This window comes from Citrobacter sp. Cpo069 (genome assembly GCF_030332785.1).
Classification (GTDB): domain Bacteria; phylum Pseudomonadota; class Gammaproteobacteria; order Enterobacterales; family Enterobacteriaceae; genus Citrobacter; species Citrobacter portucalensis.
Window position 1 is genome coordinate 221541 of record NZ_JAOWHD010000045.1, and the last position, 26436, is coordinate 247976.

Genomic DNA, 26436 nt, shown 5'->3' on the forward strand with positions numbered 1-26436 from the left:
ACGGTAAGTATGTCTACTGTGGCTTGAACAATGCCGAGTAGTCCGCATTGCAAATACGCTGCACCGCCGGATGCTGGATCATTCTTTCCGCAAATATGGCGTGATACTCTTCCATCACATTTTCTACGCGTCCAATTTCAACAATAGAATCATCGGCATAGAAATTGTGCGAATACAGAGTAGGTGCAACAAAAATAGCATTATGCGTTGCCCCAAACGCTTTCATCAGCGCAGCGTCATCAAACTCGCCGAGGATTTCGACATTCAATCCTTGTGAGTTGATCCAGTTCAGCAGCTTACGTCCGAGCATCGAACGACGTCCAGGGATCAGCAACCGACGTTCCTCAAGGCAGGCCGGGAATGGTTTTTCAGGCAGCGGTTTGGTGCACCAAAAACTCACGCTGCACTCGCCTATCCGCACTGAGAACAACCCTTCCTGCTGCGTAGAATCGATCGGGCAGTCGGAGATGATCATATCCAGCTTATGTTGGCTGAGTTGATCCAACAGCATCTCGTGCGTTGACTCAAAACAACGCAGATGGATTTGTTCATCTTCAACCACAGCGGCATCCAGTACGCTGCTGACCAACTGCTTCGATAGCGCATCCGCCACGCCGACATCGAACAGCAAATTAGACTCTTTGCGGTAGTTCACGATATCCAGCATTTCCTGGCTTAAGGTGAACATCTTATCCGCGTAACGAAAAACCAATTCGCCTAACTCACTGGGCTCCAGCCCACGCCCCTTCCGCTTAAACAATTTTCCCTGTAAGCGTTCCTCAAGCGCTTTAATCTGCCCGGTAATGGTCTGCGGTGTCAGATAAAGCGCTTCTGCTGCACCAACCACTGACCCTTCTTTATAGACATGCCAAAAGTAGTACAGATGGTTGTAATTTATATGAGACATACTCTCTCCCTGAAAATTGTCACGAAAGGGTTATCCCGTCAGGCTGATGCGTTCAACCGGGCACGTAACCAGCAATAACCTATCACTGCCGACAACAAGGAGCCGATCAGGATCCCCAGTTTTGCCCAGTTAATCAGCTCAGGATCGACGTTGCCAAACGCCAGGCTGGCAATAAAAATCGACATCGTAAAGCCAATACCGCAAAGAATACCGACCGCCATAATCTGCTGGAAATTCGTTCCTTCCGGCAATTGCGCCACCTTGAGGCGTAACGCCAGCCAGCAAAACAGACTGATACCCAACGGTTTGCCGATCAACAGGCCGGCAATGATCCCCAGCGGTAATATCGAGGTCAGTCCATCAATAGTGACGCCCTGCAGTGAAACGCCTGCGTTGGCGAAGGCAAACAGTGGCAGGATCAGGTATGCCACCCATGGATGCAGAACATGCTCCAGTCGCTTCGCCGGTGAACGCCCGTGTTTTTCCTTCAATGGAATGAAGAAGCCCACGATCACGCCCGCCAGCGTTGCATGCACGCCAGACTTCAGTACGGCAGTCCACAGCACTACGCCGACCAGAATATAAATACCGGTGCGTCTCACTCCGCACAGATTCAATCCTGCCAGAACAAGGATCGCGCACGCGGCAACGCCCAGCGACAGCAGCGAGAGGTCGCTGGTATAGAACAGTGCGATGATTACGATAGCGCCGAGGTCATCAATAATCGCCAGCGCCATCAGGAAGATTTTCAACGCCAGTGGTACACGACTGCCCAACAACGCCAGCACACCTAACGCAAAAGCAATATCCGTTGCCGCCGGGATCGCCCACCCTTCACGGGTGATGGGATCGGCATAGTTGAATGCCAGGTACAGCAGCGCCGGGACAATCATGCCCCCGATAGCAGCAATGATCGGGAACGCCGCCTGACGCAGACTGGCCAGCGAACCTTGCATTAACTCGCGCTTTACTTCCAGACCAATCAACAGGAAGAACACCGCCATCAACGCGTCGTTGATCCACAGCAGCATATTTTTGTTGATCTCAAGCGCGCCAACCCGCAGTTGAACGGGCGTTTCCAAAAAGGCGTGGTACCATCCACTGGTAACCCCGATATTTGCCATCAGCATAGCGACCACGGCTGCGATGATCAGAATGATGCCCCCCGAGGCGTCACTACTAAAAAAACGATGCAGATGTTTCACTTTTATTCTCTCTATTGGGTGAATACTTCGTAAATACTATCTTACACCCTCAAAAAGCTCGTTAAAATTAGATTATTCATGATGGATAGATCGGTTTTTACGATCTATATAGAGAAAGCCGATAAAGATTTTCCGAACGGAAAACAGAAATAAAAAAAGCCTGAGACTTTTCAGTCCCAGGCTTTTTATTCGAGATAAAACTGCGAATTAGCGAGTCAGATCGTCAAAGAACTTCTTCACACCGTCGAAGAAACTTTTGGAGCGCGGACTGTTTTGTTCGCCGGTCGGGCCGCCAAAGCTGTCCTGCAGATCTTTGAGCAGTTGCTTCTGCTTGTCGTTCAGGCCCACTGGGGTTTCAACCACCACGCGGCACAGCAGGTCGCCCTGAGCGCCACCGCGTACAGACTTGACGCCCTTTCCACGCATGCGGAAAAGTTTGCCAGTTTGCGTTTCGCCCGGAATTTTTAGCTTCACGCGACCGTCCAGCGTTGGGACTTCAATCTCGCCGCCCAGCGCAGCCATCGCAAAGTTAATCGGTACTTCGCAGTACAGGTTATTGCCTTCACGTTCGAAAATTGGGTGCTGTTTTACCTGCACCTGAACGTACAAATCACCTGCTGGCGCACCATGTTCACCGGCTTCACCTTCGCCCGCTAAACGAATGCGGTCGCCGGTATCAACCCCTGCCGGGATCTTAACGGACAGCGTTTTGCTTTTCTCAACGCGACCATGACCGTGGCATTTGTTGCACGGATCTTTGATCAGCGTACCGCGGCCCTGACAGTGTGGACAGGTCTGCTGTACGGCAAAAAAGCCCTGACGCATCTGTACCTGACCAGAACCGTGACAGGTTGGACAGGTCTGTGGCTGAGTACCTGCCTTCGCACCGCTACCGTGGCAGACGTCACACTCTTCCAGAGTCGGAATACGGATCTCTTTGGTGACGCCACGCACGGCTTCTTCCAGAGTGAGATCCATGTTGTAACGTAAATCAGCACCACGTGAGGCGCGCTGACGACCACGACCGCCGCCAAAGATATCGCCAAACACGTCACCAAAGATATCGCTGAAGTCAGCCCCGCCGCCAAAACCGCCGCCGCCGCCCATGCCGCCTTGCTCAAACGCAGCATGACCGTACTGATCGTAAGCCGCACGTTTTTGCGCATCGGTCAGGATTTCGTACGCTTCTTTGATCTCTTTAAACTTGGCTTCGGCCTCTTTATCACCCTGGTTGCGGTCCGGGTGAAATTTCATGGCCAGGCGCTTGTAGGCCTTTTTGATTTCACGCTCTTCCGCTGACTTGGAAACGCCTAAAATCTCGTAATAGTCTTGCTTAGCCATCTCTTTTTATCTGCCCCTAACATGCGTGCACGGGCGGAGAGGAAACCTCTTCGCCCGTGCCAGTAATTACCCGTTCAAAGGGCGATTATTTTTTGTCTTTCACTTCTTCAAACTCGGCGTCGACAACGTCGTCATCTTTCGCGTTATTTGCAGAAGCATCAGCGCCTGCTGCACCAGCCTGCTGCTGTGCGTGCTGCTGCTGAGCGATTTCCATCAGTTTCTGGGAAACCTGTGCCAGCGCCTGCATTTTCGCTTCGATATCCGCTTTGTCTTCGCCTTTCAGAGAAGTTTCCAGCGCGGTCAGTGCAGACTCGATGGCAGTTTTGTCGTCAGCTGGCAGTTTGTCGCCTGCTTCTTCAACCTGCTTACGAGTGCTGTGCAGCAGATGGTCACCCTGGTTACGAGTCTGAACCAGCTCTTCAAACTTACGGTCAGATTCTGCGTTCGCTTCTGCTTCGCGAACCATTTTCTGAATTTCTTCTTCGTTCAGACCAGAAGAAGCCTTGATGGTGATCTTCTGCTCTTTACCGCTGTTTTTGTCTTTCGCGGAAACGTGCAGGATACCGTCGGCATCGATGTCAAAAGTAACTTCGATCTGCGGCATACCGCGCGGAGCCGGGCTGATACCATCCAGGTTAAATTGACCCAGATCTTTGTTATCAGCGGCGCGTTTACGTTCACCCTGCAGCACGTGGATGGTTACCGCAGACTGGTTGTCTTCAGCGGTAGAGAACACCTGGCTGTGCTTGGTCGGGATAGTGGTGTTTTTCGCGATCAGTGGAGTCATCACGCCACCCATGGTTTCGATACCCAGAGACAGCGGGGTAACGTCCAGCAGCAGCACGTCTTTCACATCACCGGTCAATACACCACCCTGAACGGCAGCACCGATTGCCACTGCTTCGTCCGGGTTAACGTCTTTACGCGGCTCTTTACCGAAGAACTCAGCAACTTTCTTCTGTACCATCGGCATACGAGTCTGACCACCGACCAGGATAACGTCCTGAACGTCGGAAACAGACAGACCAGCATCCTGCAGAGCAACTTTCAGCGGCTCGATAGAACGGTTAACCAGGTCTTCAACCAGGCTTTCCAGTTTCGCACGGGTCACTTTGATGTTCATGTGTTTCGGACCAGTCGCGTCTGCAGTAATGTACGGCAGGTTCACGTCGGTCTGCTGAGCGGAAGACAGTTCGATCTTCGCTTTCTCAGCGGCTTCTTTCAGACGCTGCATCGCCAGCGGGTCATTACGCAGATCGATACCCTGATCTTTCTTAAATTCGTCAACCAGGTAGTTGATCATACGGCTGTCGAAGTCTTCACCACCCAGGTGGGTATCACCGTTGGTTGCCAGAACTTCGAAAGTTTTTTCGCCGTCAACTTCGTCGATTTCGATAATAGAGATATCGAAAGTACCACCACCGAGGTCATAAACCGCGATAGTACGGTTGCCGACTTCTTTATCCAGACCGTAAGCCAGTGCCGCTGCGGTCGGTTCGTTGATGATACGTTTTACTTCCAGACCTGCGATACGGCCAGCATCTTTGGTTGCCTGACGCTGAGCATCGTTGAAGTATGCAGGTACGGTGATAACCGCTTCAGTTACCGGTTCGCCCAGGTAATCTTCAGCCGTTTTCTTCATTTTTTTCAGCACTTCAGCAGAAATCTGCGGCGGTGCCATTTTCTGACCTTTTACGTCAATCCATGCATCACCGTTGTCAGCACCGATGATTTTGTACGGCATGATGGCTTCATCACGCTGTACTTCTTCGTCCTGGAAGCGGCGGCCAATCAGGCGTTTAATCGCAAACAGGGTGTTTTGCGGGTTTGTCACTGCCTGACGTTTAGCCGGCTGACCAACCAGAGTTTCACCATCCTGGGTATAAGCAATGATAGAAGGCGTGGTGCGATCGCCCTCGGCGTTCTCCAGCACACGTGCAGTAGTGCCATCCATAATCGCTACACAAGAGTTGGTAGTACCCAGGTCGATACCAATAATTTTACCCATCTAAACGTCTCCACTAAAAATTCGGTCATCATGTGGTTGTGAATCTGTAATAAGGGCGAAACGTGCGGTTTCAACTACCCTGAATCGTTTTTTTTCAGACTCACCACTGCGGTTGTCTACAAGATGGGGTCGTAACCCACGTCATCAAGGGGGGCATGAAAATTTTTTTTAGCACAGTGGCGATAAAATTAAGGTAAAAAGGCAGAAAGGCAAAAAAACGAATAGTTTCCAATCAAAATCAATTCACAAAACAAATCAAAACCAGCACGGTCATTCATGTGAAAATTGTAATAAAAAGAAAAGATTACGACCATGAAACGGTTTCCCGTCGGCGGTAAGATGGTCTGATGTCACACACTTTTACAGCCGTCAAAGAGAAATTCCATGAAATCCGTGTTAACCCTTTCCACCAGCCTGCTTATGGGCCTGCTGCTGAGCAGCGCCGCGCACGCTAACGATCATAAAGTTCTGGGTATGATTGCGATGCCCCGCAACGCAACCAACGATCTCACGCTGAGAATTCCCGTTTGCCGGGTGGTGAAGCGCATTCAGCTCACCGCCGATCGCGGCGATATTAAACTTAACGGCGCATCCGTCTACTTCAAAGCAGTACGCACTTCCAGCCAAAGCCTGAACGTCCCGTCATCCATTAAAGATGGACAAACGACCAACTGGATCACTATTAATAGCGACAACGACAATAAACGCTGCGTGTCTAAAATCACCTTCTCAGGCCAGTCAGTAAACTCCTCTGACATGGGAACGCTGAAAGTTATTGGCGACGATTAATTCCGCACATTTTGATTCAGAAGCCATAGAAAACATGCGGGGCAGACACGCGGTTGATGTGAAAGCCTTTGATCTGGAATAACCACTGCCGCGCCCATGAAGCAGCGCCATCTGGCGATGGGTATTTCTCACCAGATCGTCCACCAAATCCCTCAGCTCCCGGCGGCACTTCAAATCGTCTGTCTTAGCAAAATGATCAACCACGCGTAAGCGTGATGTCCATCACAGGGAAAATAATTCATTTTCCCTTCGTTAGATCATAGACAGTGCCCTCTCCCCTGATTATCATGCCGCGCCCCGAAGACAGTGATCGTTATTTGGGGAAACTATTTCACCATTCAATCAATGATGATTTTGAGGAATTATGGGCAACACTAAGTTGGCTAATCCGGCACCGCTGGGCCTGATGGGCTTTGGCATGACCACCATTCTGCTTAACCTGCACAACGCGGGTTTCTTCGCCTTTGACGTTATTATTCTGGCGATGGGCATTTTCTACGGCGGTATCGCGCAAATATTTGCCGGTCTGCTGGAATATAAAAAAGGCAACACCTTCGGTTTAACCGCCTTTACCTCCTACGGTTCGTTCTGGCTGACGCTGGTTGCAATCCTGATCATGCCGAAAATGGGCCTGGCGGATGCAACCAATGGTCAGTTCCTGGGCGTATACCTGGGTCTGTGGGGCGTGTTTACACTGTTCATGTTCTTCGGCACGCTGAAAGCTAACCGCGCGTTGCAGTTTGTCTTCCTGAGCCTGACAGTGCTGTTCGCACTGCTGGCGGTCGGCAACATTGCAGGTAACGAAGCGATCATTCACGTTGCTGGCTGGATTGGCTTAGTGTGTGGCGCAAGCGCCATTTACCTGGCGATGGGTGAAGTGCTGAACGAACAGTTTGGCCGTACCATCCTGCCGATCGGTGAAGCGCACTAATCTGACGCTATCCCCCCGGACGGGGGGATATTCCTTACAAGCGCTGTAACTCGCCCTGCACGCTCGTATCGCGATGATAAATATCCTGTCGCAGCCAAATCCCCAGACCTAACCCCACCAGCGATAACGCCAGCACATACCAGGCCGGAGCCATTGGCGACACGCTCATTAACATCGTCACGGCGATTGGTGTCAGACCACCAAAAATGGCGTACGACACGTTGTAAGAAAAGGAGATTCCGGTAAAGCGGACCTCCGCCGGAAACGCCCGCACCATCACATAAGGCACAGCCCCCACCACGCCAACGCACAACCCTACCAGCCCGTATAACAAGAACAAGTGCTGAGGATGGCTACCGGTCAGATGATAGAAAAACCAGCTTGAACAGGCCAGCAGCAGGCTGCCGACAATAAAGGTTTTGCTGGCGCCGACCCGATCGACAATAAACCCGGCCAGCAGACAGCCGACGCACAGCATAATGGTCGCGACACTGTTGGCTTGTAACGTCAACGCCGGTGCAAAACCATACTGCTTCTGCAACCAGACTGGCGACATCAGGATCACCACCACAATCCCGGCCGATAACAGCCAGGTCAGCAGCATGGAAATGACCACCGCTTTTTTATGTTTGCTCACCACCGACTTCACCGGTAGCTCTTGCGCCAGCGCTTTACGCTGCTGCATTTCGAGGAAGATGGGCGTTTCCTGCAACCAGCGACGCAGGTACATCGCCACCAGCCCAAACACGCCACCCAGCAGGAACGGGATACGCCAGCCGTAGTCATGCACCGCCTGCTGCGTCAGGCTGGTATTCACCAGCGTCGCAACCACCGATCCCAGCAGAATCCCCACCGTCAGCCCGGCGGTCAGCGTGCCACAGGCAATGCCGATGCGGCGCTCCGGTACGTGCTCCGCAACGAACACCCACGCGCCGGGCACTTCTCCGCCGATGGCAGCGCCTTGCAAAATACGCATCAGCAGTAACAGCAGCGGCGCGAGGATCCCCATTGAGGCGTAGATAGGCAAAAGACCAATCGCCAGCGTCGGTATCGCCATCAGCAAAATGCTCAGGGTGAACATTTTCTTACGCCCGACCAGATCGCCAAAGTGCGCCATGATGATGCCCCCCAGCGGACGCGCCAGATATCCGGCGGCAAAAATGCCGAAGGTTTGCACCTGACGTAGCCATTCAGGAATGTCTGCCGGGAAGAAGAGTTCGCCAACAACAGCGGCAAAGAAGACGAAGATAATGAAATCATAAAACTCAAGCGCACCGCCGAGGGCAGCAAGCGTAAGAGTTTTATAATCCTGGCGATTCAGCGGTCGAGTGTGTTGTGACATAGCAAACCATGAGTCAGTGGAGTTATTGAATATGCCTATCGATACATGTAAATCAAAAATTACTATATCGTAAACAATTCAATACTCCACTATCATTAGCACTTATGTCACGATCGGGCTACTTTCAGGCGTTTGTATCGCGGATTGCGCTTTTAGGACGAAAAGATGCTACAACAGCCGGTGCAGTTTCCACATACGGCCCATCCAGCAACTGTATACAATACGGTACACTTGCAAATATACCCGGCACGATAACCTTACCGTCGGTATCTTTCACGCCTTCCAGCGTTTCTTTGATCGATTTCGGCTGCCCTGGCAGATTCAGAATCAATGCCTGTTTACGAATCACACCAACCTGGCGGGAGAGAATAGCCGTTGGCACAAAGTGCAGGCTTATCTGGCGCATCTGCTCGCCAAAGCCCGGCATCTGGCGGTCGGCTACGGCCAGCGTGGCATCAGGCGTTACATCGCGGCGGGCCGGACCCGTTCCGCCGGTAGTCAGCACCAGATGACAGCTCATTTCATCCACCAGCTCACATAAGGTCTGTTCGATGATCGCCTGTTCATCCGGGATCAGTCGCGTTTGCAGCTCAAAAGGGGTGGTAAGGGCAGATGCCAGCCACTCTTCAAGGGCCGGGATACCTTTATCCTGGTAAACGCCGCTGGAAGCACGGTCAGAAATGGAAACCAGGCCAATGCGTAAAGTATTCATGATTATTCCGTTTAAACAGTCTCGTTAAACAGAATGATACACTGCGAAGGGAAGGACAGACAGGTTTCAGAAGAGGTAGCGTGACCCATATCAGGGCCACGCATTAATGATTACAGCAGATCGCCGATCATTTTTTCCAGTTTACCCTGGTCTACAGCAAACTTACGGATACCGTCCGCCAGTTTGTCTACAGCCATCGGATCCTGGTTGTGCTGCCACAGGAACTCAGCTTCGGTGATGCGTGCAGGACGCGCTTTCACTTCACCAGAGAAGGACAGTTTACGTTCGATAGTGCCTTCGCTTTCCGCCAGTTCTTTCAGCAGTGCCGGAGCAATAGTCAGACGATCGCAGCCTGCCAGCTCAATGATTTCGCCGACGTTACGGAAGCTCGCACCCATCACCACGGTTTCGTAACCGTGCTGTTTGTAGTACTCATAGATTTCCGTTACGGAAACCACACCCGGATCTTCTGCCGGTGCATACTCTTTCTTGTCAGTGTTGGCTTTGTACCAGTCCAGAATACGACCAACAAACGGAGAAATCAGGTATACGCCAGCTTCTGCACATGCGCGCGCCTGCGCGAAGGAGAACAGCAGAGTCAGGTTACAGTTGATACCTTCTTTTTCCAGCTGCTCAGCGGCACGGATGCCCTGCCAGGTTGAAGCCAGTTTGATCAGAATGCGATCGTTGCTGATGCCAGCATCGTTGTACATTTTGATCAGACGTTTTGCTTTCGCGATGGACGCGTCGGTGTCGTAGGACAGACGAGCGTCAACTTCAGTAGAGATACGACCCGGGACCAGTTTCAGGATCTCCAGACCGATATTTACTGCCAGTTTGTCGGTCGCGTCGACGATCTGCTGTGCGCGGTCGTTGCTCTGCTGCTTAGCCCAGGCTACAGCGTCATCAATCAGCTTGCGGTATTCTGGGATCTGCGCTGCGTTAAGAATGAGAGAAGGGTTAGTTGTGGCATCCTGAGGCTGATACAGCTTCATTGCCGCGATGTCTCCGGTGTCAGCCACTACTGTGGTGAACTGACGAAGGGAGGTCAATTTGTCCGTCATGATAGCGATTCTCTTTAAACAGCTTGTTAGGGGGATGTAACCGATCTTCCCTGATGATAGCACGACGCACTCTCAGCGCAACCGCCTGGATTGTCCGACCCGCCGCTCAGCCCTGATTACGCATCTCACAGCTCGTGATGCGCAATTAAGGATATACCTATTGTTATGGTAAACTCCCGCAATCAATCACCTTATAAGGTATATACTGGTCGATAATTGGTAGCGCTTACACGGGATTATTCGCGCTTACCGGCATCAACAAGAGGGATGTTAATGCCTGATTTTTTCTCATTTATTAATGAAATACTCTGGGGATCGGTGATGATCTACCTCCTGCTTGGCGCAGGATGTTGGTTCACCTGGCGTACAGGGTTCGTGCAGTTCCGCTATATTCGCCAGTTTAGCAATAGTCTTAAAAACAGCATCAGCCCGCAGCCGGGCGGTTTAACTTCTTTTCAGGCTCTGTGCACCAGTCTTGCCGCGCGCGTCGGTAGCGGGAATCTGGCGGGTGTGGCGTTGGCGATCGCCGCCGGCGGCGCAGGAGCCATTTTCTGGATGTGGGTCTCGGCGGTCATTGGTATGGCAACCTCATTCGCCGAATGTTCCCTTGCCCAGCTGTATAAAGAGCGAGACAGCAAGGGACAGTTTCGCGGCGGTCCTGCATGGTATATGGCCCGTGGATTGGGCATGCGCTGGATGGGCGTGCTGTTTGCCATCTTTTTACTCATTGCCTATGGCCTGATTTTTAACAGCGTGCAGGCAAACTCAGTCTCTCGTGCGTTGACCTTTGCTTTTGACATTCCTCCCCTCTTCTCCGGTATCGCACTGGCGATAGTGTCATTACTGGTCATTGTCGGCGGCATTAAAGGCGTTGCCCGCCTGATGCAATGGTTTGTTCCGATGATGGCGCTGCTGTGGATCGGTTGTAGCCTCGTCATCTGCCTTTGGCATTTCGGACAGCTCCCCGGCATTATCATGACCATCATAAAAAGCGCCTTTGGCTGGCAGGAAGCCGCGGCCGGTGCAGCCGGGTATACGCTAAGCCAGGCCATTGCCAGCGGTTTTCAGCGCGGTATGTTCTCTAATGAAGCCGGAATGGGCTCAACTCCGAACGCTGCTGCCTCGGCAGCATCCTGGCCGCCACACCCTGCAGCACAAGGCATTGTGCAAATGATTGGTGTATTGGGCGATACGCTAATTCTTTGTACGGCCAGCGCAATGATCATTTTACTGGCGGGTAATGGCACCACTTATGTGCCAATGGAAGGCATCCAGTTGCTGCAACGAGCCATGGTCTCGCTGACGGGTGAATGGGGGGCCGGATTCGTTGCCTTAATAGTGATTCTGTTTGCCTTTAGCTCTATCGTCGCCAACTACATTTATGCGGAAAACAACCTCATTTTCCTGAAACTGGACAACATCCGGGTTATCTGGTTATTACGTATTGCCACCGTTTGCACCGTCATTGGCGGTACGTTAATCAGTTTTCCGCTGGTCTGGCAACTTGCCGACATCATCATGGCCTGTATGGCCATTACTAACCTGACGGCGATTCTGCTGCTTTCTCCGGTTGTCCATACCATCGCCAGCGATTATCTGCGCCAGCGAAAACTCGGGGTGCGCCCGGAATTCGATCCGCGCCGTTATCCTGATATCAGACAACAGCTTGCGCCCGATAGCTGGGATGAAACGCCGCGCGAATAGCGCGGCAATCGCAACCATCGATCAATTCAGTCGTTTTTTTTGCTAAAGTCGCAGTAAATTTCCTGCAAGGACTGGATATGCTGATTCTGATTTCACCTGCAAAAACGCTCGACTACCAAAGCCCGCTGGCAACGACACGTCATACGCTGCCCGAGTTGCTGGATCACTCTCAGCAGCTTATTCACGTGGCACGCCAGCTCTCTGCACCGCAGATTGGCAAGCTCATGGGGATTAGCGACAAGCTGGCGGATCTGAACGCCACCCGTTTCCATGACTGGCAGCCTGACTTCACGCCGGACAATGCACGTCAGGCCATTCTGGCGTTTAAAGGCGACGTCTATACAGGGTTGCAGGCTGAAACCTTCAGCGAGGCGGATTTCGACTTCGCTCAACAGCATTTACGGATGCTGTCCGGGTTGTACGGCGTTTTGCGTCCGCTGGATTTGATGCAGCCATACCGTCTGGAGATGGGCATTCGTCTGGCCAATGCGAAGGGTAAAGATCTCTACCAGTTCTGGGGAGATACCATCACCGATAAACTTAACGAAGCGCTGGAAGCGCAAGGCGACAGCGTGGTGATCAACCTCGCCTCGGATGAGTATTTTAAATCCGTGAAGCCGAAAAAACTCAACGCTGAGCTTATCAAACCGGTCTTCCTCGACGAGAAGAACGGCAAGTTTAAAGTCATCAGCTTCTATGCCAAAAAAGCGCGCGGCCTGATGAGTCGCTACATTATTGAGAACCGCTTAACGCAACCGGAACAGCTGACCGCATTTAACAGCGAAGGCTACTTCTTTGATGAAGAAGCATCAGGAAACGGCGAACTGGTGTTTAAACGCCACGAGCAATAGTAAAAAGGCCGGATGACGGCTAACGCCTTATCCGGCCTACAGGTTTTGTCGGCCCGCTATGCAAAGCGCCAGCGGGCGCAACCGTTAACCGCGGGTCATCATCAGCTTGCGCAGTTCAGCAAAATCAGCTGGCAGGTGATGAGAAAGCAGCGGCAGGTCCGCGCGTTCCGCCAGTTCTTTTGGCAACGCCAGCGTCAGGTCAAGAATCTCTTCAACGCTTTCTTTAAACTTCGCCGGATGCGCAGTACCAAGGAACAGGCCGTACTCGCCAGGATTCAGTTGGTCACGCAGCGCTCGGTAAGCCACCGCCGCATGCGGTTCTGAGGTGTAGCCTATCTCATGTAACTCACGCATCGTGTCCTGAGTTGTTGCATCGTCAACAGCGGCATAACCCAGCTCATTCAGACGCCAGATTTTACGGCGGAACAGTTCTTCCACGCGCGGCCAGTTGTTCGGCTGGCTGACATCCATCGCATTCGACAACGTTGCCTGGGTCGCTTTCGGCGCCCACTCACCTTCTGCAAGGAAACGCGGAACCGTATCGTTAACGTTAGTCGCCGCGATAAAACGCTTCACCGGCAAGCCCAGTGATTTCGCCAGCAGCCCGGCGGTCAGATCGCCAAAGTTACCGCTGGGAACGGAAATCACCAGTTGATTACGCGCCTCTTGCGGCAGTTGGGCCACAGCCTCAAAGTAGTAACAGATTTGCGCCAACAGACGGCTGATGTTAATTGAGTTAGCCGAGTTCAGTCCCAGGGCTACCTTCAGCTCTTCGTCATCAAACGCCTGTTTCACCAGCGCCTGGCAGGCATCAAAATCGCCATCAATCGCCACAGTTTCAATATTACCGCCCAGCGTACAGAACAGTTTTTCCTGTAATGGGCTGATCTTGCCGTTCGGGTAGAGGATCACCACGCGCACATTTTTCAGGCCATAAAAGGCATGCGCAACCGCCGCCCCGGTGTCTCCGGAGGTCGCCGTCAGAATCGTTACCGGTTTGTCGCCACTGATGTGCGTCAGCATCTGCGCCATAAAGCGCCCGCCAAAGTCTTTAAATGCAAGCGTAGGGCCGTGGAACAGTTCCAGACAGCCGACATCCGCGGCAACCTGGGCAACCGGAGCCGGAAAGGCAAATGCCGCACGCACGCGCTCTTCCAGAATTTCCTGAGGGATCTCATCACCAATAAATGCGGACAGGATCTTCGCGCTGCGGCTAACGAAGTCCTGGTTCAGCATCTCATCCACTTCTGTCAGATTGAATTCCGGTAGATCGTGCGGAAAAAACAATCCCTGATTCTTGCCTAGTCCTTGCGTAACAGCCTGTGCAAAGCTGACCTGTTCGTTGTGATCTTTCAGATTATACAGTTTCATTGATTATCCCAGTACCCGTGCGCCCGCCGTGTCCAGCCGGCAAATATGAACAAAGCCTTCCTGATTTTGCAGGTAATTTTTACCCAGCCAATCTGCTACGCGCTGTGCCGTATCCGGCTTATCGCACAAAGCGAACAGCGTCGGCCCAGACCCAGATATACCGCTGGCCAGTGCGCCAATTTCTGCGACCGCCTGACGCGCCTGGCTAAAGCCTGGCAGCAAGCGGGTACGATACGGCTCAGCAATGACATCTTTCATCAGCTTCGCGGCCAGAAGAGGCTGACGGGAATAGCAGGCATGGATGAATCCAGCCAGATGCCGCCCGTGAGCGATACAGTCCTGACGGCGATACTGCGCTGGGAGAATCGCCCGCGCTTCAGCCGTCGACACTTTAATCCCCGGATACGCCAGTACCCACAGCCACTCATCAAAGCCTGGCACCTGCTGGCTAATAATGCCGTTTTCTTCAATCATTAACTGCATGCCGCCCAAAAAGCACGGGGCGACGTTATCGTAATGAATACTGCCGGAGATACGCCCTTCCAGCTCGCCCATTATCGCTAACAGGCGCGTATCGTTGAGCGGCTTGCCGCAGTGTTCGTTCATAGCGACCAGCGCCGCCACGACGGAACAGGCACTGGAGCCTAACCCGGAGCCAATCGGCATATTTTTTTCCAGCGTCATCGCCACCGGAACGGTTTTACCCAGCTCCTGGCAGAATCGCTCCCAACACTGGTAGACAATATTTTCACTTGGCTCGGACGGCAGTTTGTTGGCAAAGCGCCCAAGGTTGTTCAGGCTGAACTGATCAGCCGCCTCAACGGACACCACATCACCCAACAGCGAACCGTCCACCGGCGTTACCGCTGCACCGAGCACATCAAACCCGACGCTCATATTGGCACTGGAAGCCGGGGCATAAACTCTCACCATGTCAGACTCCTAACTTCCATGAAAGGGTGCGTAGCAGGTCGGCAAAGACGCCCGCCGCCGTCACATCGTTACCCGCGCCATATCCGCGCAGAACCAACGGTAACGGCTGATAATAGTGGCTATAGAACGCCAGCGCGTTTTCACCATTTTTCACTTTAAACAGCGGATCGTTGCCGTCTACTGCATCAATTTTCACGCGACAAACGCCGTCCTCTTCGATATTGCCAACATAGCGCAATACTTTTCCCTCATCACGGGCTTTCGCCACACGCGCGGCAAAGACGTCATCCAGCTGCGACAATTTCGCCATAAACGCGGAAACATCACCGGAGTCATCAAACTCTTTTGGCAGGACCGGCTCAATGACAATGTCAGAAAGCTCCAGCTCACGACCGGTTTCACGGGCCAGGATCAGCAGCTTACGCGCCACGTCCGTACCGGAAAGATCGTCACGCGGATCGGGTTCGGTATAGCCCATCTCACGCGCCAGGGTGGTGGCCTGCGAGAAGCTCATGCCTTCATCCAGCTTGCCGAAAATAAACGACAGTGAGCCAGAAAGGATGCCTGAAAAACGTTGCAGTTCATCACCTGCGCTGAGCAGATTTTGCAGGTTTTCAATAACCGGCAAGCCCGCGCCCACGTTGGTGTCGTACAGGAATTTACGACGAGACTTCGCGGCGGCAAAACGCAACTGATGATAGTAATCCATCGACGACGTGTTGGCCTTTTTGTTCGGCGTAACCACGTGGAAGCCTTCACGCAAGAAGTCGGCATATTGATCCGCTACCGCCTGGCTTGACGTACAGTCGACAATCACCGGATTGAGCAGATGGTATTCTTTCACCAGACGAATTAAGCGCCCAAGGTTGAAAGGCTCTTTCGCGCTCTCCAGCTCCGACTGCCAGTTTTCCAGATTCAGACCGTGGACGTTGGTCAGCAGAGCCTTCGAGTTCGCCACGCCGCACACGCGCAGATCGATATGCTTCTTTTTGAGCCAGGTTTGCTGACGTTTAAGCTGCTCCAGCAGTGCACCGCCCACGCCACCTACGCCAATCACAAACACTTCAATCACCTGGTCGGTGTTGAACAGCATCTGATGGGTCACGCGCACGCCGGTGGTCGCGTCATCGTTATTCACCACCACCGAAATAGAACGCTCAGACGAGCCCTGGGCGATCGCTACAATATTGATGTTCGCCCGAGCCAGCGCGGCAAAGAACTTCGCCGAGATGCCGCGCAGGGTGCGCATACCATCGCCAACAACAGAGATGATGGCCAGACGCTCAGTCACCGCCAACGGCTCCAGCAGGCCTTCTTTCAGCTCGAGGTAGAATTCATCCTGCATGGCGCGTTGCGCACGCGCGCAGTCGCCCTGCGGGACGCAGAAACTGATGCTGTATTCAGAAGAGGATTGGGTGATCAGCACTACCGAGATGCCCGCACGCGACATTGCGGCAAAAACGCGCGCCGCCATGCCCACCATGCCTTTCATTCCAGGGCCAGAAACGCTAAACATCGCCATGTTATTGAGGTTAGAAATACCTTTTACCGGCAAATCATCGTCATCACTGCTGGCACCGATCAGCGTACCGGGCGCTTGCGGATTGCCGGTATTTTTAATCAGGCACGGGATCTGGAACTGGGCAATAGGGGTAATGGTGCGCGGGTGCAGCACTTTAGCGCCGAAGTAAGAAAGCTCCATCGCTTCCTGATAAGACATCGACTTAAGCAGTCGGGCGTCGGGTACCTGACGCGGATCGCAAGTATATACGCCGTCGACATCGGTCCAGATTTCACAACAATCGGCACGCAAACAGGCGGCCAGTACGGCGGCAGAGTAGTCAGAGCCATTACGCCCCAACACCACTAACTCACCTTTTTCATTTCCAGCGGTAAACCCTGCCATCAGAATCATGTGGTCCGCAGGAATACGGCTGGCGGCGATGCGGCGCGTAGATTCGGCGATATCAACGGTAGATTCGAGGTAATGGCCGACAGCCAGCAATTTCTCCACCGGGTCGATGACCGTTACGTTATGCCCGCGTGCTTCCAGCAGGCCGGCCATGATAGCAATCGACATTTTTTCACCACGGCAGATAAGCGCGGCATTGATACTATCCGGGCACTGTCCCAGCAGGCTGATACCGTGCAGGACGTGCTTAATCTGAGCAAATTCTTGTTCAACAAAGGCTTTGAGCTGCGCCAGCGGAAAACCTGGTTGCTCGGCGGCAAGACCCACCAGCAGTTCAGAGAAAATGCGTTCGGCGTCGCTGATATTAGCTAAAGCATCCTGACCACCGATGGTCTTCTCAATCATTGCCACCAGATGGTTGGTAATTTTTGCGGGGGCAGAGAGAACGGTCGCGACCTGCCCCTGTCTGGCATTGCTTTCCAGAATATCGGCAACCCGCAGAAAGCGCTCTGCATTTGCCACTGATGTACCGCCGAACTTCAACACTCGCATGGTTTACCTCATTGCCTTTGGTCGAAAAAAAAGCCCGCACTGTTTAGGTGCGGGCTTTTTCTTGTGTTTCCTGTACGCGTCAGCCCGCACCGTTACCTGTGGTAATGGTGATGGTTGTGGTAATAGTGATGCTGATGCGTTTCATGATGTTGTGTGCTCTGTAATTATTATCTGTCTGTGCTGTATTCTTTTAGGGTTAAAGTATCTGCTGACCTAAGTCAATAAATTTTTAAATTGATCACATTCCGAAACTTGTTCACGAGCGACTGCTTGCCCTTTTACTTTCAACCAAAACAGCATGTTCCCCCCCACTTGAAGCCAGAATAAAAAACCACGTAACAAAAACTGATCGAAATTTTATTTTGTGATGTTTTTTTCAATATCATGTAAAAAACGGTGCAACATTGCCGTGTCTCGCTGCCCCAACAGACCCATTCGCTGTTGCAACCAGTCCGTCAGCTTGATGTCGTCAGAAACGTTCAGCGTGGCTAATAAACGCAAAACACGTGTGCGCAATGCCTGCAGTTGAAGCTCATCCGTCACCTCAACGTTTTTGGCCGGTTGTTGTATTAAACCTGCTAATTGATAGCAATACACCATCACCGCCTGCCCCAAATTGAGTGAAGGATAGTCAGCGACCATCGGTACACCAGTGAGTACATCTGCCAGCGCTAATTCTTCATTGGTCAGCCCCGAATCTTCACGACCAAACACCAGCGCTGCATGTTCCATCCACGTGGATTTCTCCTGTAACAGGGGAACCAGTTCGACCGGGGTGGCGTAATAATGAAACTTCGCCCGGCTACGCGCGGTGGTCGCAACGGTAAAATCAACGTCGTGAAGCGCATCGGCTAACGTTGGAAAAACGTTAATATTATCAATAATGTCGCCCGATCCATGCGCGACCCATCGCGTGGCGGGTTCCAGGTGCGCCTCGCTGTCAACGATACGTAATTGAGTGAATCCCATGGTCTTCATCGCACGGGCAGCCGCACCAATATTTTCCGCTCTGGCAGGGGCAACCAGAATAATTGTTAAACGCATTTCGATACTCTTTTTGGTCAGTCTGCAAGTAATAATGTGACGCAAGTCAACATATTACGCAGCGCGAATTTACATTTTTTTAACAGAAGTCACTGAAAAAGGATTTCGCATCCGGTAAAAAATGCTAAACTATTTCCAAACTGTACTATTGCTTTTTATGTTAACAAAAGTTGTATATCCCTCTGTTTATCCATGATAATTTATTTTAAAATGGATCGCATTGGTTGGATTCATTACATTTATTAATTAGCTCGTGCAACTAGTTGTAATATTGCAATTTTGTGATGAAAGCAAACATTTGGATACGTTGATTTCATCAAACTGTTAACGTGCTACAATTGAACTTGATATATGTCAACGAAGCGTAGTTTTATTGGGTGTCCGGCATGTCTTAGCCTGTTATGTTGCTGTTAAAATGGTTAGGATGACAGCCGTTTTTGACACTGTCGGGTCCAGAGGGAAACTACCCACGACCAAGCTAATGATGTTGTTGACGTTGATGGAAAGTGCATCAAGAACGCAATTACGTACTTTAGTCATGTTACGCCGATCATGTTAATTTACGGCATGCATCAGGCAGGTCAGGGACTTTTGTACTTCCTGTTTCGATTTAGTTGGCAATTTAGGTAGCAAACATGCAGACCCCGCACATTCTTATCGTTGAAGACGAGTTAGTAACACGCAACACGTTGAAAAGCATTTTCGAAGCAGAAGGCTATGATGTATTCGAAGCGACAGATGGCGCGGAAATGCATCAGATTCTCTCTGAATATGACATCAACCTTGTGATTATGGATATCAATCTGCCTGGGAAAAATGGCCTACTGTTAGCGCGCGAACTTCGCGAACAAGCTAACGTTGCGCTGATGTTCCTGACGGGCCGTGATAACGAAGTCGATAAAATTCTCGGCCTCGAAATCGGCGCAGACGATTACATCACCAAGCCGTTTAACCCGCGCGAACTGACTATCCGTGCTCGTAACCTGCTGTCCCGTACCATGAACCTGGGTACTGTCAGCGAAGAACGCCGTAGCGTCGAAAGCTACAAGTTCAACGGCTGGGAGCTGGACATCAACAGCCGCTCTCTGATTGGTCCTGACGGCGAGCAGTATAAACTGCCACGCAGCGAATTCCGTGCAATGCTTCACTTCTGTGAGAATCCGGGCAAAATCCAGTCTCGCGCAGAACTGCTGAAAAAAATGACCGGTCGCGAACTGAAGCCGCATGACCGTACCGTTGACGTGACTATCCGCCGCATTCGTAAACATTTCGAATCTACGCCGGATACGCCAGAAATCATCGCCACCATTCACGGTGAAGGCTACCGTTTCTGCGGCGACCTGCAGGATTAATTCAATCCTCACAGGTAAAAAAACGGCGCGTTATGCGCCGTTTTTCATTTCCCCACCGCCCTATTTCCATAAGCGAAACTCGTCACTCTGCGCAGGCAGAGGCTCCGGAATTTCTGTCGGCTTTGGTTTTGGCTGTGCCAGCGAGTGCCAGTCAAGATGACGCGTCAGGAACATCACGCCACACAACGCGACCAACAGCACGCCGGTTCCCAGCAGTAAAGAGCTGTCCTGTGAACGTAGCAGCACCCACATCACCCCATCCAACCCCAGCAGCGCCACGGTGAATAAAATACTGTTCCGCCAACTCTGTAATATCGCCTGCAGATACACCCCGTTCATTAACGCGCCTACCAGGCTTGCCGTAATCCACGCCGCCGTAAACCCAATGTGCTCAGACAATGCCAGCAGCAGCAGATAAAACATCACCAGCGATAGCCCCACCAGCAGATACTGCATCGGGTGCAGACGCAGGCTGGTCATACTTTCAAGCACGAAGAAAGACATAAAGGTCAGTACAATCAGCAGGATGGCATACTTGGTAGCCCTGTCCGTTAACTGATACTGATCCGCTGGCGTGGCGACGGCAACGCTAAATGCAGGCATTCCCTTCCAGCCAATCTTTTCGCCATCAAAGCGTTCGCCGAGGTTATTCGCGAACCAGCTGCTTTGCCACTGGGCCTTAAATCCTGATTCGCTGATTTCGCGCTTCGCCGGGAGGAAATCCCCCAAAAAGTTGGGATGCGGCCAGTTGCTGGTTAAGGTCATTTCACTGTTACGGCCAACCGGAACAACGGAGAAATCTCCGGTTCCGCTCAAATTCAACGACAGCGCCATGCTCAGGTTTTGCTCCGCCCAGCTCGCGTCAGGTAGCGGTATGTGGATCCCTTGAGCTCCCCCATCCAGCCCCGTCCCTGGCTCAACGGCCAGCGATTCCCCATTGACCTGCGGCGCTTGCACCACACCGATCCCGCGCGCATCCCCCACGCCAACCACGATAAACGGTTTGCCGACGCTGACATTGGGATGGTTTAAATCGCGCAAGCGTTCGGCGTTAAACTCGGCCTTCACCGAGAGGTCATTGTGCCAGACCTGGCCCTCATAAATACCAATTTTACGTGCTTCAACGTTCTGATTCCCCTCAACCACCAACGACTCCGGCAGCCAGAAATGGATATAGCTGCGCTTACGCTGGATCTCTTTGCCATCCTCCAGCGAGGTGTAAAGCTCTGTCACCGGAATGGCTATCAGCGGCCCGACCATCTTTTGCGGCCCGCTGGTGCTCTGACGGATAGCATCTTCGACTTCATCACGATAATCCGATCGCTCAACGATTATCTGCCTGACCATCGTCAGTGGAATTAACAGCAGTAATATTGCGCCGCCTAAGGTGACGATTTTCCAAAACAGGGGTGATTTAAACATAGCGTTCTCCTTTGCAATATCAGCAAGGTAGAACAGCTATGTGCGGAGAATTTGAAGTTATGTGAAGTGACGGTGAAGCGTAAACGAGGCCTGGGCGCCGCCCTCTGGTCGGTTAGATAATGTCACCGTACCTTCATGCAGTCGTGCAACTTCACTGACAAACGCCAGCCCCAAACCGCTGCTCTTGTGCCCATTCTCGCGGGGCAGCGAGTAGAAGCGCTCAAAAATACGCGGCAACGCAAAATCAGGGATCCCGCTACCGCTGTCGGTAACCTGCAATGTGACCAGCTCCTCCTGCTGATGCGCGCTCAACGTAATCGTCCCGCCCTGTGGCGTGAAGTCGATAGCGTTGTCGAGCAAGTTCCCCAATGCCTGCTCCAGTAACGCGGGATCGGCAGCGACGCTAAGCGATGAAGGCAGAATGGTCAGCGTAATGTTTTTTGCCGCCAGCTGCACGCTACGCGCCTCTTTGAGCTGAGCAAAAAGCGTATCTACCTCCACCGCCGTCAACGTAATGTCCTGTCGATTCTCCAGTCGCGCCTGGCACAGCAAAGTTTCGACCAGCGCCTGCATACGCGCATTTTGCGTCAGAATATTATCGGTAAAACGCGCTACCACGTTTGGCGGCGGGCCTTCGCGCAATATTTCTGCCGCGCCACGAATGGCCGCCAGCGGACTTTTCAGCTCATGCGTTAACGCGTAGACATATTGCTCAATGTAGTTCTTGCCTTCGAGCTTCAGACGCATACTTTCCAGCGCCTGCGCCAGTTTGCGTAACTCGCTGCTGCCTAAATCAGGCAGTGGGACGGGGCGATTCTCGGTAACGGAGTCGGCATAACGCGCCAGCCGGGCAATGGATCGGTTTATCCACCATACCATCCCGAAGCCAATCACCAGGGCAATGCCCAGCAATACGGCGCTGGCCCACAGCATTCGCCGTTCACTGCGTTTAATCACCGGTGCCATCGCCGCATTTGGTTTGCCGACACTGAGCACGCCGATAATACGCCCACCGTCTACGATCGGCGCGGCAACGTACATCACCGAGCTTTCCGGATCGTTCGGGTTTTGCGGCGTGCTGCGGGCGCCATACTGCCCACGCAGCGTTAACCACACATCGTTCCAGCGGGAGTAGTCCTGACCGACGGCCTGGTTAGCTGAATCAAACAACACCTTGCCCTGCGCGTCCGTCATATAGACATGGTATTCATTACGCACTTTGTTAATGCCGCTGATGTTGGCGTTAAATGGGCGGTTATGCAGCTGCGCAAATGCCTGCGCCAGCTTGCCGTTAGCCGGTGAGTCAGAGAGCACGTCATCACGCGCCAGTGCAGCCAGCAGCGTGGCGGTATCAATTAAAGTACCTTCGGTCGCCCGACGAACGCCTGGCTTAATTTCCTGCACAAAGATCGACAGAACAAACCAGGCGGCGACCGCGACAATCAGAAAATAGCCGAGCAGCAAACGCATGCCAATGCGCATCAGCAATTCCTCAGGCTGTATCCCATACCGCGATGAGTATTGATGGGGGAAAGCTCCGGATTGATAGCCCGCAGCTTGGCGCGCAGCGTTTTGATGTGAGTATCAACCGTTCTGTCAAAGGTATCCTGCGCGTCTGCCCAGACTAAATCCATCAGCTGCTGGCGAGAGTAAATACGTCCCGGCGACATCAGCAATGTTTTCAGCAGCAGGAATTCATAACGCGTCAGGTTCAACGGCATGCTGAACCAGGTAATTTGTGCGGCCAGCTCATTAAGTTCAAAATCCCCACAGCGCGTCGTCGATGAAGGCGTGGAGAATTTTTGCACCCGCCGCAGCAGCGTACGCACACGAGCGCACACCTCACGCGGCGAGAAAGGCTTGGCAACATAGTCATCTGCGCCAATTTCCAGCCCCAACAGGCGATCCACTTCATCGCTGCGCGCGGTCAGAAAGAGGATCGGCAACGCCGGGTGGCGTTCCAGTAAACGTCGGCACAGTTCAAAACCGCTGATATCCGGTAGCCCGACATCCAGAATGATGGCATCAGGGCATTGCTGGCGAGATTTCTCCAGCACGGGAAATCCGCGCTCAAACGCCTCTACGCTAAACCCTTCCTGTTGCAGCATGTAGATAAGCGTATCAGCGATTCCCTGCTCATCCTCAACCAACCAGATCAACGGCTGTTGCATTGTGCTTCCTTGTTATTGCCGCCACGGCATGATGGGTACCGCACTGATGGCATTTTTGGGCGATCCATCGACCACTTTATCTGAATAGGCCAGATAGGCCAGCGCATTACGTTTCGCATCGTAAAAACGCACGACCTGTAAAGATTTAAACACCAGCGAGGTACGTTTCTTAAATACCACTTCGCCCTGAGCTTTACCGTTCTTGATTCTGTCGCTCAGTTCTACCGGCCCAACCTGCTGGCAAGAGATGGCGGCATCGGAGGTATCTTCCGCCAGCCCCAGTCCACCTTTGATGCCGCCGGTCTTCGCACGACTCACGTAGCAGGTCACATTGGTAACATCCGGATCGTCAAACGCTTCGACCACAATTTTATGATCCGGCCCAAACATTTTGAACACCGTATCGACAGATCCAATCTGCTCCGCATGGGCGACCTGCGCCAACATCAGCAGAATTGAGGAAATGACTAAGCTCTTATATTTCATATTGTTACCATTCTTAAAAGTTGTTCTGCGTAATTATTAAACATTCTAAGATAAAATGTATACAGATCACAGGATTACAATAATCACGCTTTCGTATGTCCGAAAAAAGCACTTATGAGCAAAAAAAACACTGAATGCTAAAACAGCAAAAAATGCTATTATCCTCATACCTGACGTCAGGTACTCGTTGTTGAAAGGATGAGGATATTTTATGGATCAGGCTGGCATTATTCGCGACCTATTAATCTGGCTGGAAGGTCATCTGGATCAGCCTTTGTCGCTTGACAATGTGGCGGCAAAAGCGGGCTATTCCAAGTGGCACCTGCAGAGAATGTTTAAGGACGTGACGGGCCATGCTATTGGCGCCTATATCCGCGCCCGTCGTTTATCGAAATCCGCAGTGGCGCTGCGCCTGACTGCGCGTCCAATTTTGGATATTGCGCTGCAATATCGCTTCGACTCTCAACAAACTTTTACTCGCGCATTCAAGAAACAATTTTCGCAGACACCAGCGCTGTATCGCCGTTCACCGGAATGGAGTGCGTTTGGTATTCGCCCGCCAATGCGACTGGGTGAATTTGCGATGCCTGCGCACGAGTTCGTTACGCTGGAAGATACGCAACTGCTCGGCACCACGCAAAGCTATTCCTGCTCGCTGGAACAGATTTCAGATTTCCGTCATGAAATGCGTATTCAGTTCTGGCGCGACTTCCTTGCTCAGGCTCCGGCGATCCCGCCAGTGCTGTACGGGCTTAACGAAACGCGTCCGAGCATTGAAAAAGATGACGAACAGGAAGTGTTTTACACCACAGCACTGACGCCGGAGCAGGCCAATGGCTATGTGCCGTCGGCGCAGCCTATCCTGTTACAGGGTGGCGAGTACGTGATGTTTACCTACGAAGGGCTGGGAACCGGCGTGCAAGAGTTTATCCTGACGGTTTACGGCACATGCATGCCGATGCTGAACCTGACGCGCCGTAAAGGACAGGATATCGAGCGATACTACCCGGCAGAAGATGCCAAAGCGGGAGATCGCCCGATCAACCTGCGCTGCGAATTCCTGATTCCGATTCGCCGCTAGCGCTGTAGTTCATCCAACGCAGGGGCGTCCAGATGTGAGATGTCCCCTGCCGTTTCAACGACCCATCCCGGCGCCAGCCATAAGCTTTCCTGGTAATCAACGCGAGAAATTGAACAGTTGCGCAGACGCAAGCGACGTTCAGCCCATGCCGGTAATCCCAGAATTGTGCTCACCAGGCAACCCAGCGCGATACCGTGGCTGACCAGCAGTGGACGACTTCCCGGCGGCAGCTCCAGACAGGATGCCAGCGCCGCATTGACGCGATCGCTCAGCTCCTGCATCGATTCCCCTTCCGGAATACGACCATCCACCGTGCCGTTCACCAACTGGCGACGCCAGCCCTCTTCCTCTGGCGTCAGCGTATCGATGTGACGTTTTTCCAGCACCCCCATATTCAGCTCACGCAGACGAGAATCATAGGTGATATCACAGCCGCAGGCCTGGGCGATGATTTCTGCGGTGCGTCGTGTACGACCAAGATCGCTACTGATGACATGCGTAATACCAAACGAGCGGGCGCGTTCTCCCACCTGCATGGCTTGTTGTTCACCTTTAGCGGTTAGTGGGCTGTCTGACTGGCCTTGAATACGTCGCTCGGCGTTCCACTGCGTTTCGCCATGGCGAACAAGGTATACCTGTAACATGCTTTTTTTCCGTTATATACTCGTCATACTTTGAGTAGACTCTGCGATGAATTTTCAAACTGAGCTTAATTATGCACAAGGTTATCTCTGCGACCACCAATCCTGCCAAAATTCAGGCAATTCTGCGGGCATTTGAAGAGATTTTCGGGGAAGGATCCTGCCATATTGAACCCGTCGCCGTCGAGAGTGGCGTGCCGGAACAACCTTTCGGAAACCAGGAAACGCGCACTGGCGCACGAAATCGCGTTGATAACGCTCGCCGCCTGCACCCGCAGGCTGATTTCTGGGTCGCCATTGAAGCAGGAATTGACGATGACGCCACCTTTAGTTGGGTGGTGATTGATAACGGCGTTCAGCGCGGTGAAGCTCGTTCAGCCACGCTGCCATTGCCTACTGTCATTCTCGACAGAGTCCGTAAAGGTGAAGCACTCGGCCCGGTGATGTCGGACTATACAGGTATTGATGAGATTGGCCGTAAAGAAGGCGCAATCGGCGTTTTTACCGCGGGCAAGCTGACGCGCTCAAGCGTCTATCACCAGGCGGTGATTCTGGCGCTCAGCCCGTTTCATAACGCGGTGTATTTATAGCATTGTGCCGGATGTTCAATCGTAGGC

General features: G+C 52.4%; 25 protein-coding genes and 1 other annotated feature. Of the genes, 7 read left to right on the plus strand and 18 right to left on the minus strand.

Features of this window, described 5'->3' with window-relative positions; all coding sequences use genetic code 11:
• Positions 1-13: 13 nt before the first annotated feature.
• The 4 genes from nhaR to dnaK form a co-directional block, all read right to left on the minus strand.
• Positions 14-907, minus strand: coding sequence for a transcriptional activator NhaR (gene nhaR, locus OGY08_RS09060; RefSeq protein ID WP_032942332.1), 894 nt, complete (start codon positions 905-907; stop codon positions 14-16).
• A 38-nt stretch (positions 908-945) separates the two neighbouring features.
• A complete protein-coding gene (gene nhaA / locus OGY08_RS09065; protein ID WP_008786152.1) occupies positions 946-2112 on the minus strand; it encodes a Na+/H+ antiporter NhaA in 1167 nt (388 codons plus the stop codon).
• Between the two features lie 207 nt (positions 2113-2319).
• On the minus strand, positions 2320-3453 hold the full coding sequence (gene dnaJ / locus OGY08_RS09070; RefSeq protein ID WP_003829737.1) for a molecular chaperone DnaJ: 1134 nt from the start codon (positions 3451-3453) through the stop codon (positions 2320-2322).
• 85 nt (positions 3454-3538) lie between these two features.
• Entirely contained in the window at positions 3539-5461 is a 1923-nt protein-coding gene (dnaK, locus tag OGY08_RS09075) for a molecular chaperone DnaK (protein WP_003829739.1), read from the minus strand.
• Between the two features lie 384 nt (positions 5462-5845).
• Between dnaK and OGY08_RS09080 the strand changes: the two genes are divergently transcribed.
• Together OGY08_RS09080 and satP are read left to right on the plus strand one after the other, a co-directional pair.
• Complete coding sequence (locus tag OGY08_RS09080; RefSeq protein WP_286565861.1) at positions 5846-6250, plus strand: DUF2541 family protein; 405 nt, start codon at positions 5846-5848, stop codon at positions 6248-6250.
• A gap of 364 nt (positions 6251-6614) precedes the next feature.
• Positions 6615-7181 carry an acetate uptake transporter gene (satP, locus tag OGY08_RS09085; RefSeq protein ID WP_003829744.1) on the plus strand — a complete coding sequence of 189 codons (567 nt, stop codon included), beginning with the start codon at positions 6615-6617 and terminating at the stop codon, positions 7179-7181.
• A gap of 34 nt (positions 7182-7215) precedes the next feature.
• On the opposite strand, the gene OGY08_RS09090 is transcribed toward satP, so the two are convergent.
• From OGY08_RS09090 to tal, 3 genes are all read right to left on the minus strand, one after another.
• A complete protein-coding gene (locus tag OGY08_RS09090; RefSeq protein ID WP_079934409.1) occupies positions 7216-8523 on the minus strand; it encodes an MFS transporter in 1308 nt (435 codons plus the stop codon).
• Between the two features lie 124 nt (positions 8524-8647).
• Positions 8648-9235 carry a molybdopterin adenylyltransferase gene (gene mog, locus OGY08_RS09095; protein WP_195994971.1) on the minus strand — a complete coding sequence of 196 codons (588 nt, stop codon included), beginning with the start codon at positions 9233-9235 and terminating at the stop codon, positions 8648-8650.
• 110 nt (positions 9236-9345) lie between these two features.
• Entirely contained in the window at positions 9346-10299 is a 954-nt protein-coding gene (tal, locus tag OGY08_RS09100) for a transaldolase (protein ID WP_003829752.1), read from the minus strand.
• A 273-nt stretch (positions 10300-10572) separates the two neighbouring features.
• On the opposite strand from tal, the gene OGY08_RS09105 reads away from it, so the two are divergent.
• Entirely contained in the window at positions 10573-12003 is a 1431-nt protein-coding gene (locus OGY08_RS09105; RefSeq protein ID WP_286565862.1) for an alanine/glycine:cation symporter family protein, read from the plus strand.
• Positions 12004-12080: 77 nt separating this feature from the next.
• Positions 12081-12854 carry a peroxide stress protein YaaA gene (gene yaaA / locus OGY08_RS09110; RefSeq protein WP_032942329.1) on the plus strand — a complete coding sequence of 258 codons (774 nt, stop codon included), beginning with the start codon at positions 12081-12083 and terminating at the stop codon, positions 12852-12854.
• An 84-nt stretch (positions 12855-12938) separates the two neighbouring features.
• Here the strand turns inward: yaaA and thrC are convergent, their stop codons facing one another.
• The 6 genes from thrC to yjjY all read right to left on the minus strand — a co-directional run bounded on the left by thrC (position 12939) and on the right by yjjY (position 19206).
• Positions 12939-14225, minus strand: coding sequence for a threonine synthase (gene thrC / locus OGY08_RS09115; RefSeq protein WP_008786145.1), 1287 nt, complete (start codon positions 14223-14225; stop codon positions 12939-12941).
• Positions 14226-14228: 3 nt separating this feature from the next.
• A complete protein-coding gene (gene thrB / locus OGY08_RS09120; RefSeq protein ID WP_286565863.1) occupies positions 14229-15158 on the minus strand; it encodes a homoserine kinase in 930 nt (309 codons plus the stop codon).
• 1 nt (position 15159) lies between these two features.
• The gene (gene thrA, locus OGY08_RS09125; protein ID WP_003829761.1) at positions 15160-17622 is read right to left on the minus strand and encodes a bifunctional aspartate kinase/homoserine dehydrogenase I; all 2463 of its coding nucleotides are present in this window, start codon (positions 17620-17622) and stop codon (positions 15160-15162) included.
• Between the two features lie 23 nt (positions 17623-17645).
• Positions 17646-17772: a sequence feature (Thr leader region), on the minus strand.
• Positions 17702-17767: a thr operon leader peptide gene (gene thrL / locus OGY08_RS09130; protein WP_032337689.1), complete on the minus strand. Its 66-nt coding sequence runs from the start codon at positions 17765-17767 to the stop codon at positions 17702-17704. Its footprint overlaps the feature before it by 66 nt.
• Before the next feature lie 207 nt (positions 17773-17979).
• Entirely contained in the window at positions 17980-18666 is a 687-nt protein-coding gene (locus OGY08_RS09135) for a tRNA/rRNA methyltransferase (RefSeq protein ID WP_286565864.1), read from the minus strand.
• Positions 18667-19065: 399 nt separating this feature from the next.
• Positions 19066-19206, minus strand: coding sequence for a YjjY family protein (gene yjjY, locus OGY08_RS09140; RefSeq protein WP_042998021.1), 141 nt, complete (start codon positions 19204-19206; stop codon positions 19066-19068).
• A gap of 95 nt (positions 19207-19301) precedes the next feature.
• On the opposite strand from yjjY, the gene arcA reads away from it, so the two are divergent.
• Positions 19302-20018: a two-component system response regulator ArcA gene (gene arcA, locus OGY08_RS09145; protein ID WP_001194359.1), complete on the plus strand. Its 717-nt coding sequence runs from the start codon at positions 19302-19304 to the stop codon at positions 20016-20018.
• A 60-nt stretch (positions 20019-20078) separates the two neighbouring features.
• On the opposite strand, the gene creD is transcribed toward arcA, so the two are convergent.
• Genes creD through creA form a run of 4 tightly spaced genes read right to left on the minus strand, consistent with a single transcriptional unit; the run spans position 20079 to position 24097 of the window.
• The gene (creD, locus tag OGY08_RS09150) at positions 20079-21440 is read right to left on the minus strand and encodes a cell envelope integrity protein CreD (RefSeq protein ID WP_125362756.1); all 1362 of its coding nucleotides are present in this window, start codon (positions 21438-21440) and stop codon (positions 20079-20081) included.
• A gap of 57 nt (positions 21441-21497) precedes the next feature.
• A complete protein-coding gene (creC, locus tag OGY08_RS09155) occupies positions 21498-22922 on the minus strand; it encodes a two-component system sensor histidine kinase CreC (protein WP_111466143.1) in 1425 nt (474 codons plus the stop codon).
• Positions 22922-23611, minus strand: a complete 690-nt coding sequence (creB, locus tag OGY08_RS09160) for a two-component system response regulator CreB (protein ID WP_048214984.1) — start codon at positions 23609-23611, stop codon at positions 22922-22924. Before creB ends, creC begins: the two co-directional genes overlap by 1 nt.
• A gap of 12 nt (positions 23612-23623) precedes the next feature.
• A complete protein-coding gene (gene creA / locus OGY08_RS09165; protein WP_003018998.1) occupies positions 23624-24097 on the minus strand; it encodes a protein CreA in 474 nt (157 codons plus the stop codon).
• 211 nt (positions 24098-24308) lie between these two features.
• Between creA and robA the strand changes: the two genes are divergently transcribed.
• On the plus strand, positions 24309-25178 hold the full coding sequence (robA, locus tag OGY08_RS09170) for an MDR efflux pump AcrAB transcriptional activator RobA (RefSeq protein WP_048214985.1): 870 nt from the start codon (positions 24309-24311) through the stop codon (positions 25176-25178).
• On the opposite strand, the gene gpmB is transcribed toward robA, so the two are convergent.
• Positions 25175-25822 (minus strand): 2,3-diphosphoglycerate-dependent phosphoglycerate mutase GpmB, encoded by a 648-nt coding sequence (gene gpmB / locus OGY08_RS09175; RefSeq protein WP_003019006.1) that lies wholly within the window; start codon positions 25820-25822, stop codon positions 25175-25177. The genes robA and gpmB overlap by 4 nt on opposite strands.
• Positions 25823-25893: 71 nt before the next feature.
• Here gpmB and yjjX point away from each other — a divergent pair, with 71 nt between their 5' ends.
• Positions 25894-26409, plus strand: coding sequence for an inosine/xanthosine triphosphatase (gene yjjX, locus OGY08_RS09180; protein WP_048214986.1), 516 nt, complete (start codon positions 25894-25896; stop codon positions 26407-26409).
• The last annotated feature ends 27 nt before the right edge of the window (positions 26410-26436 follow it).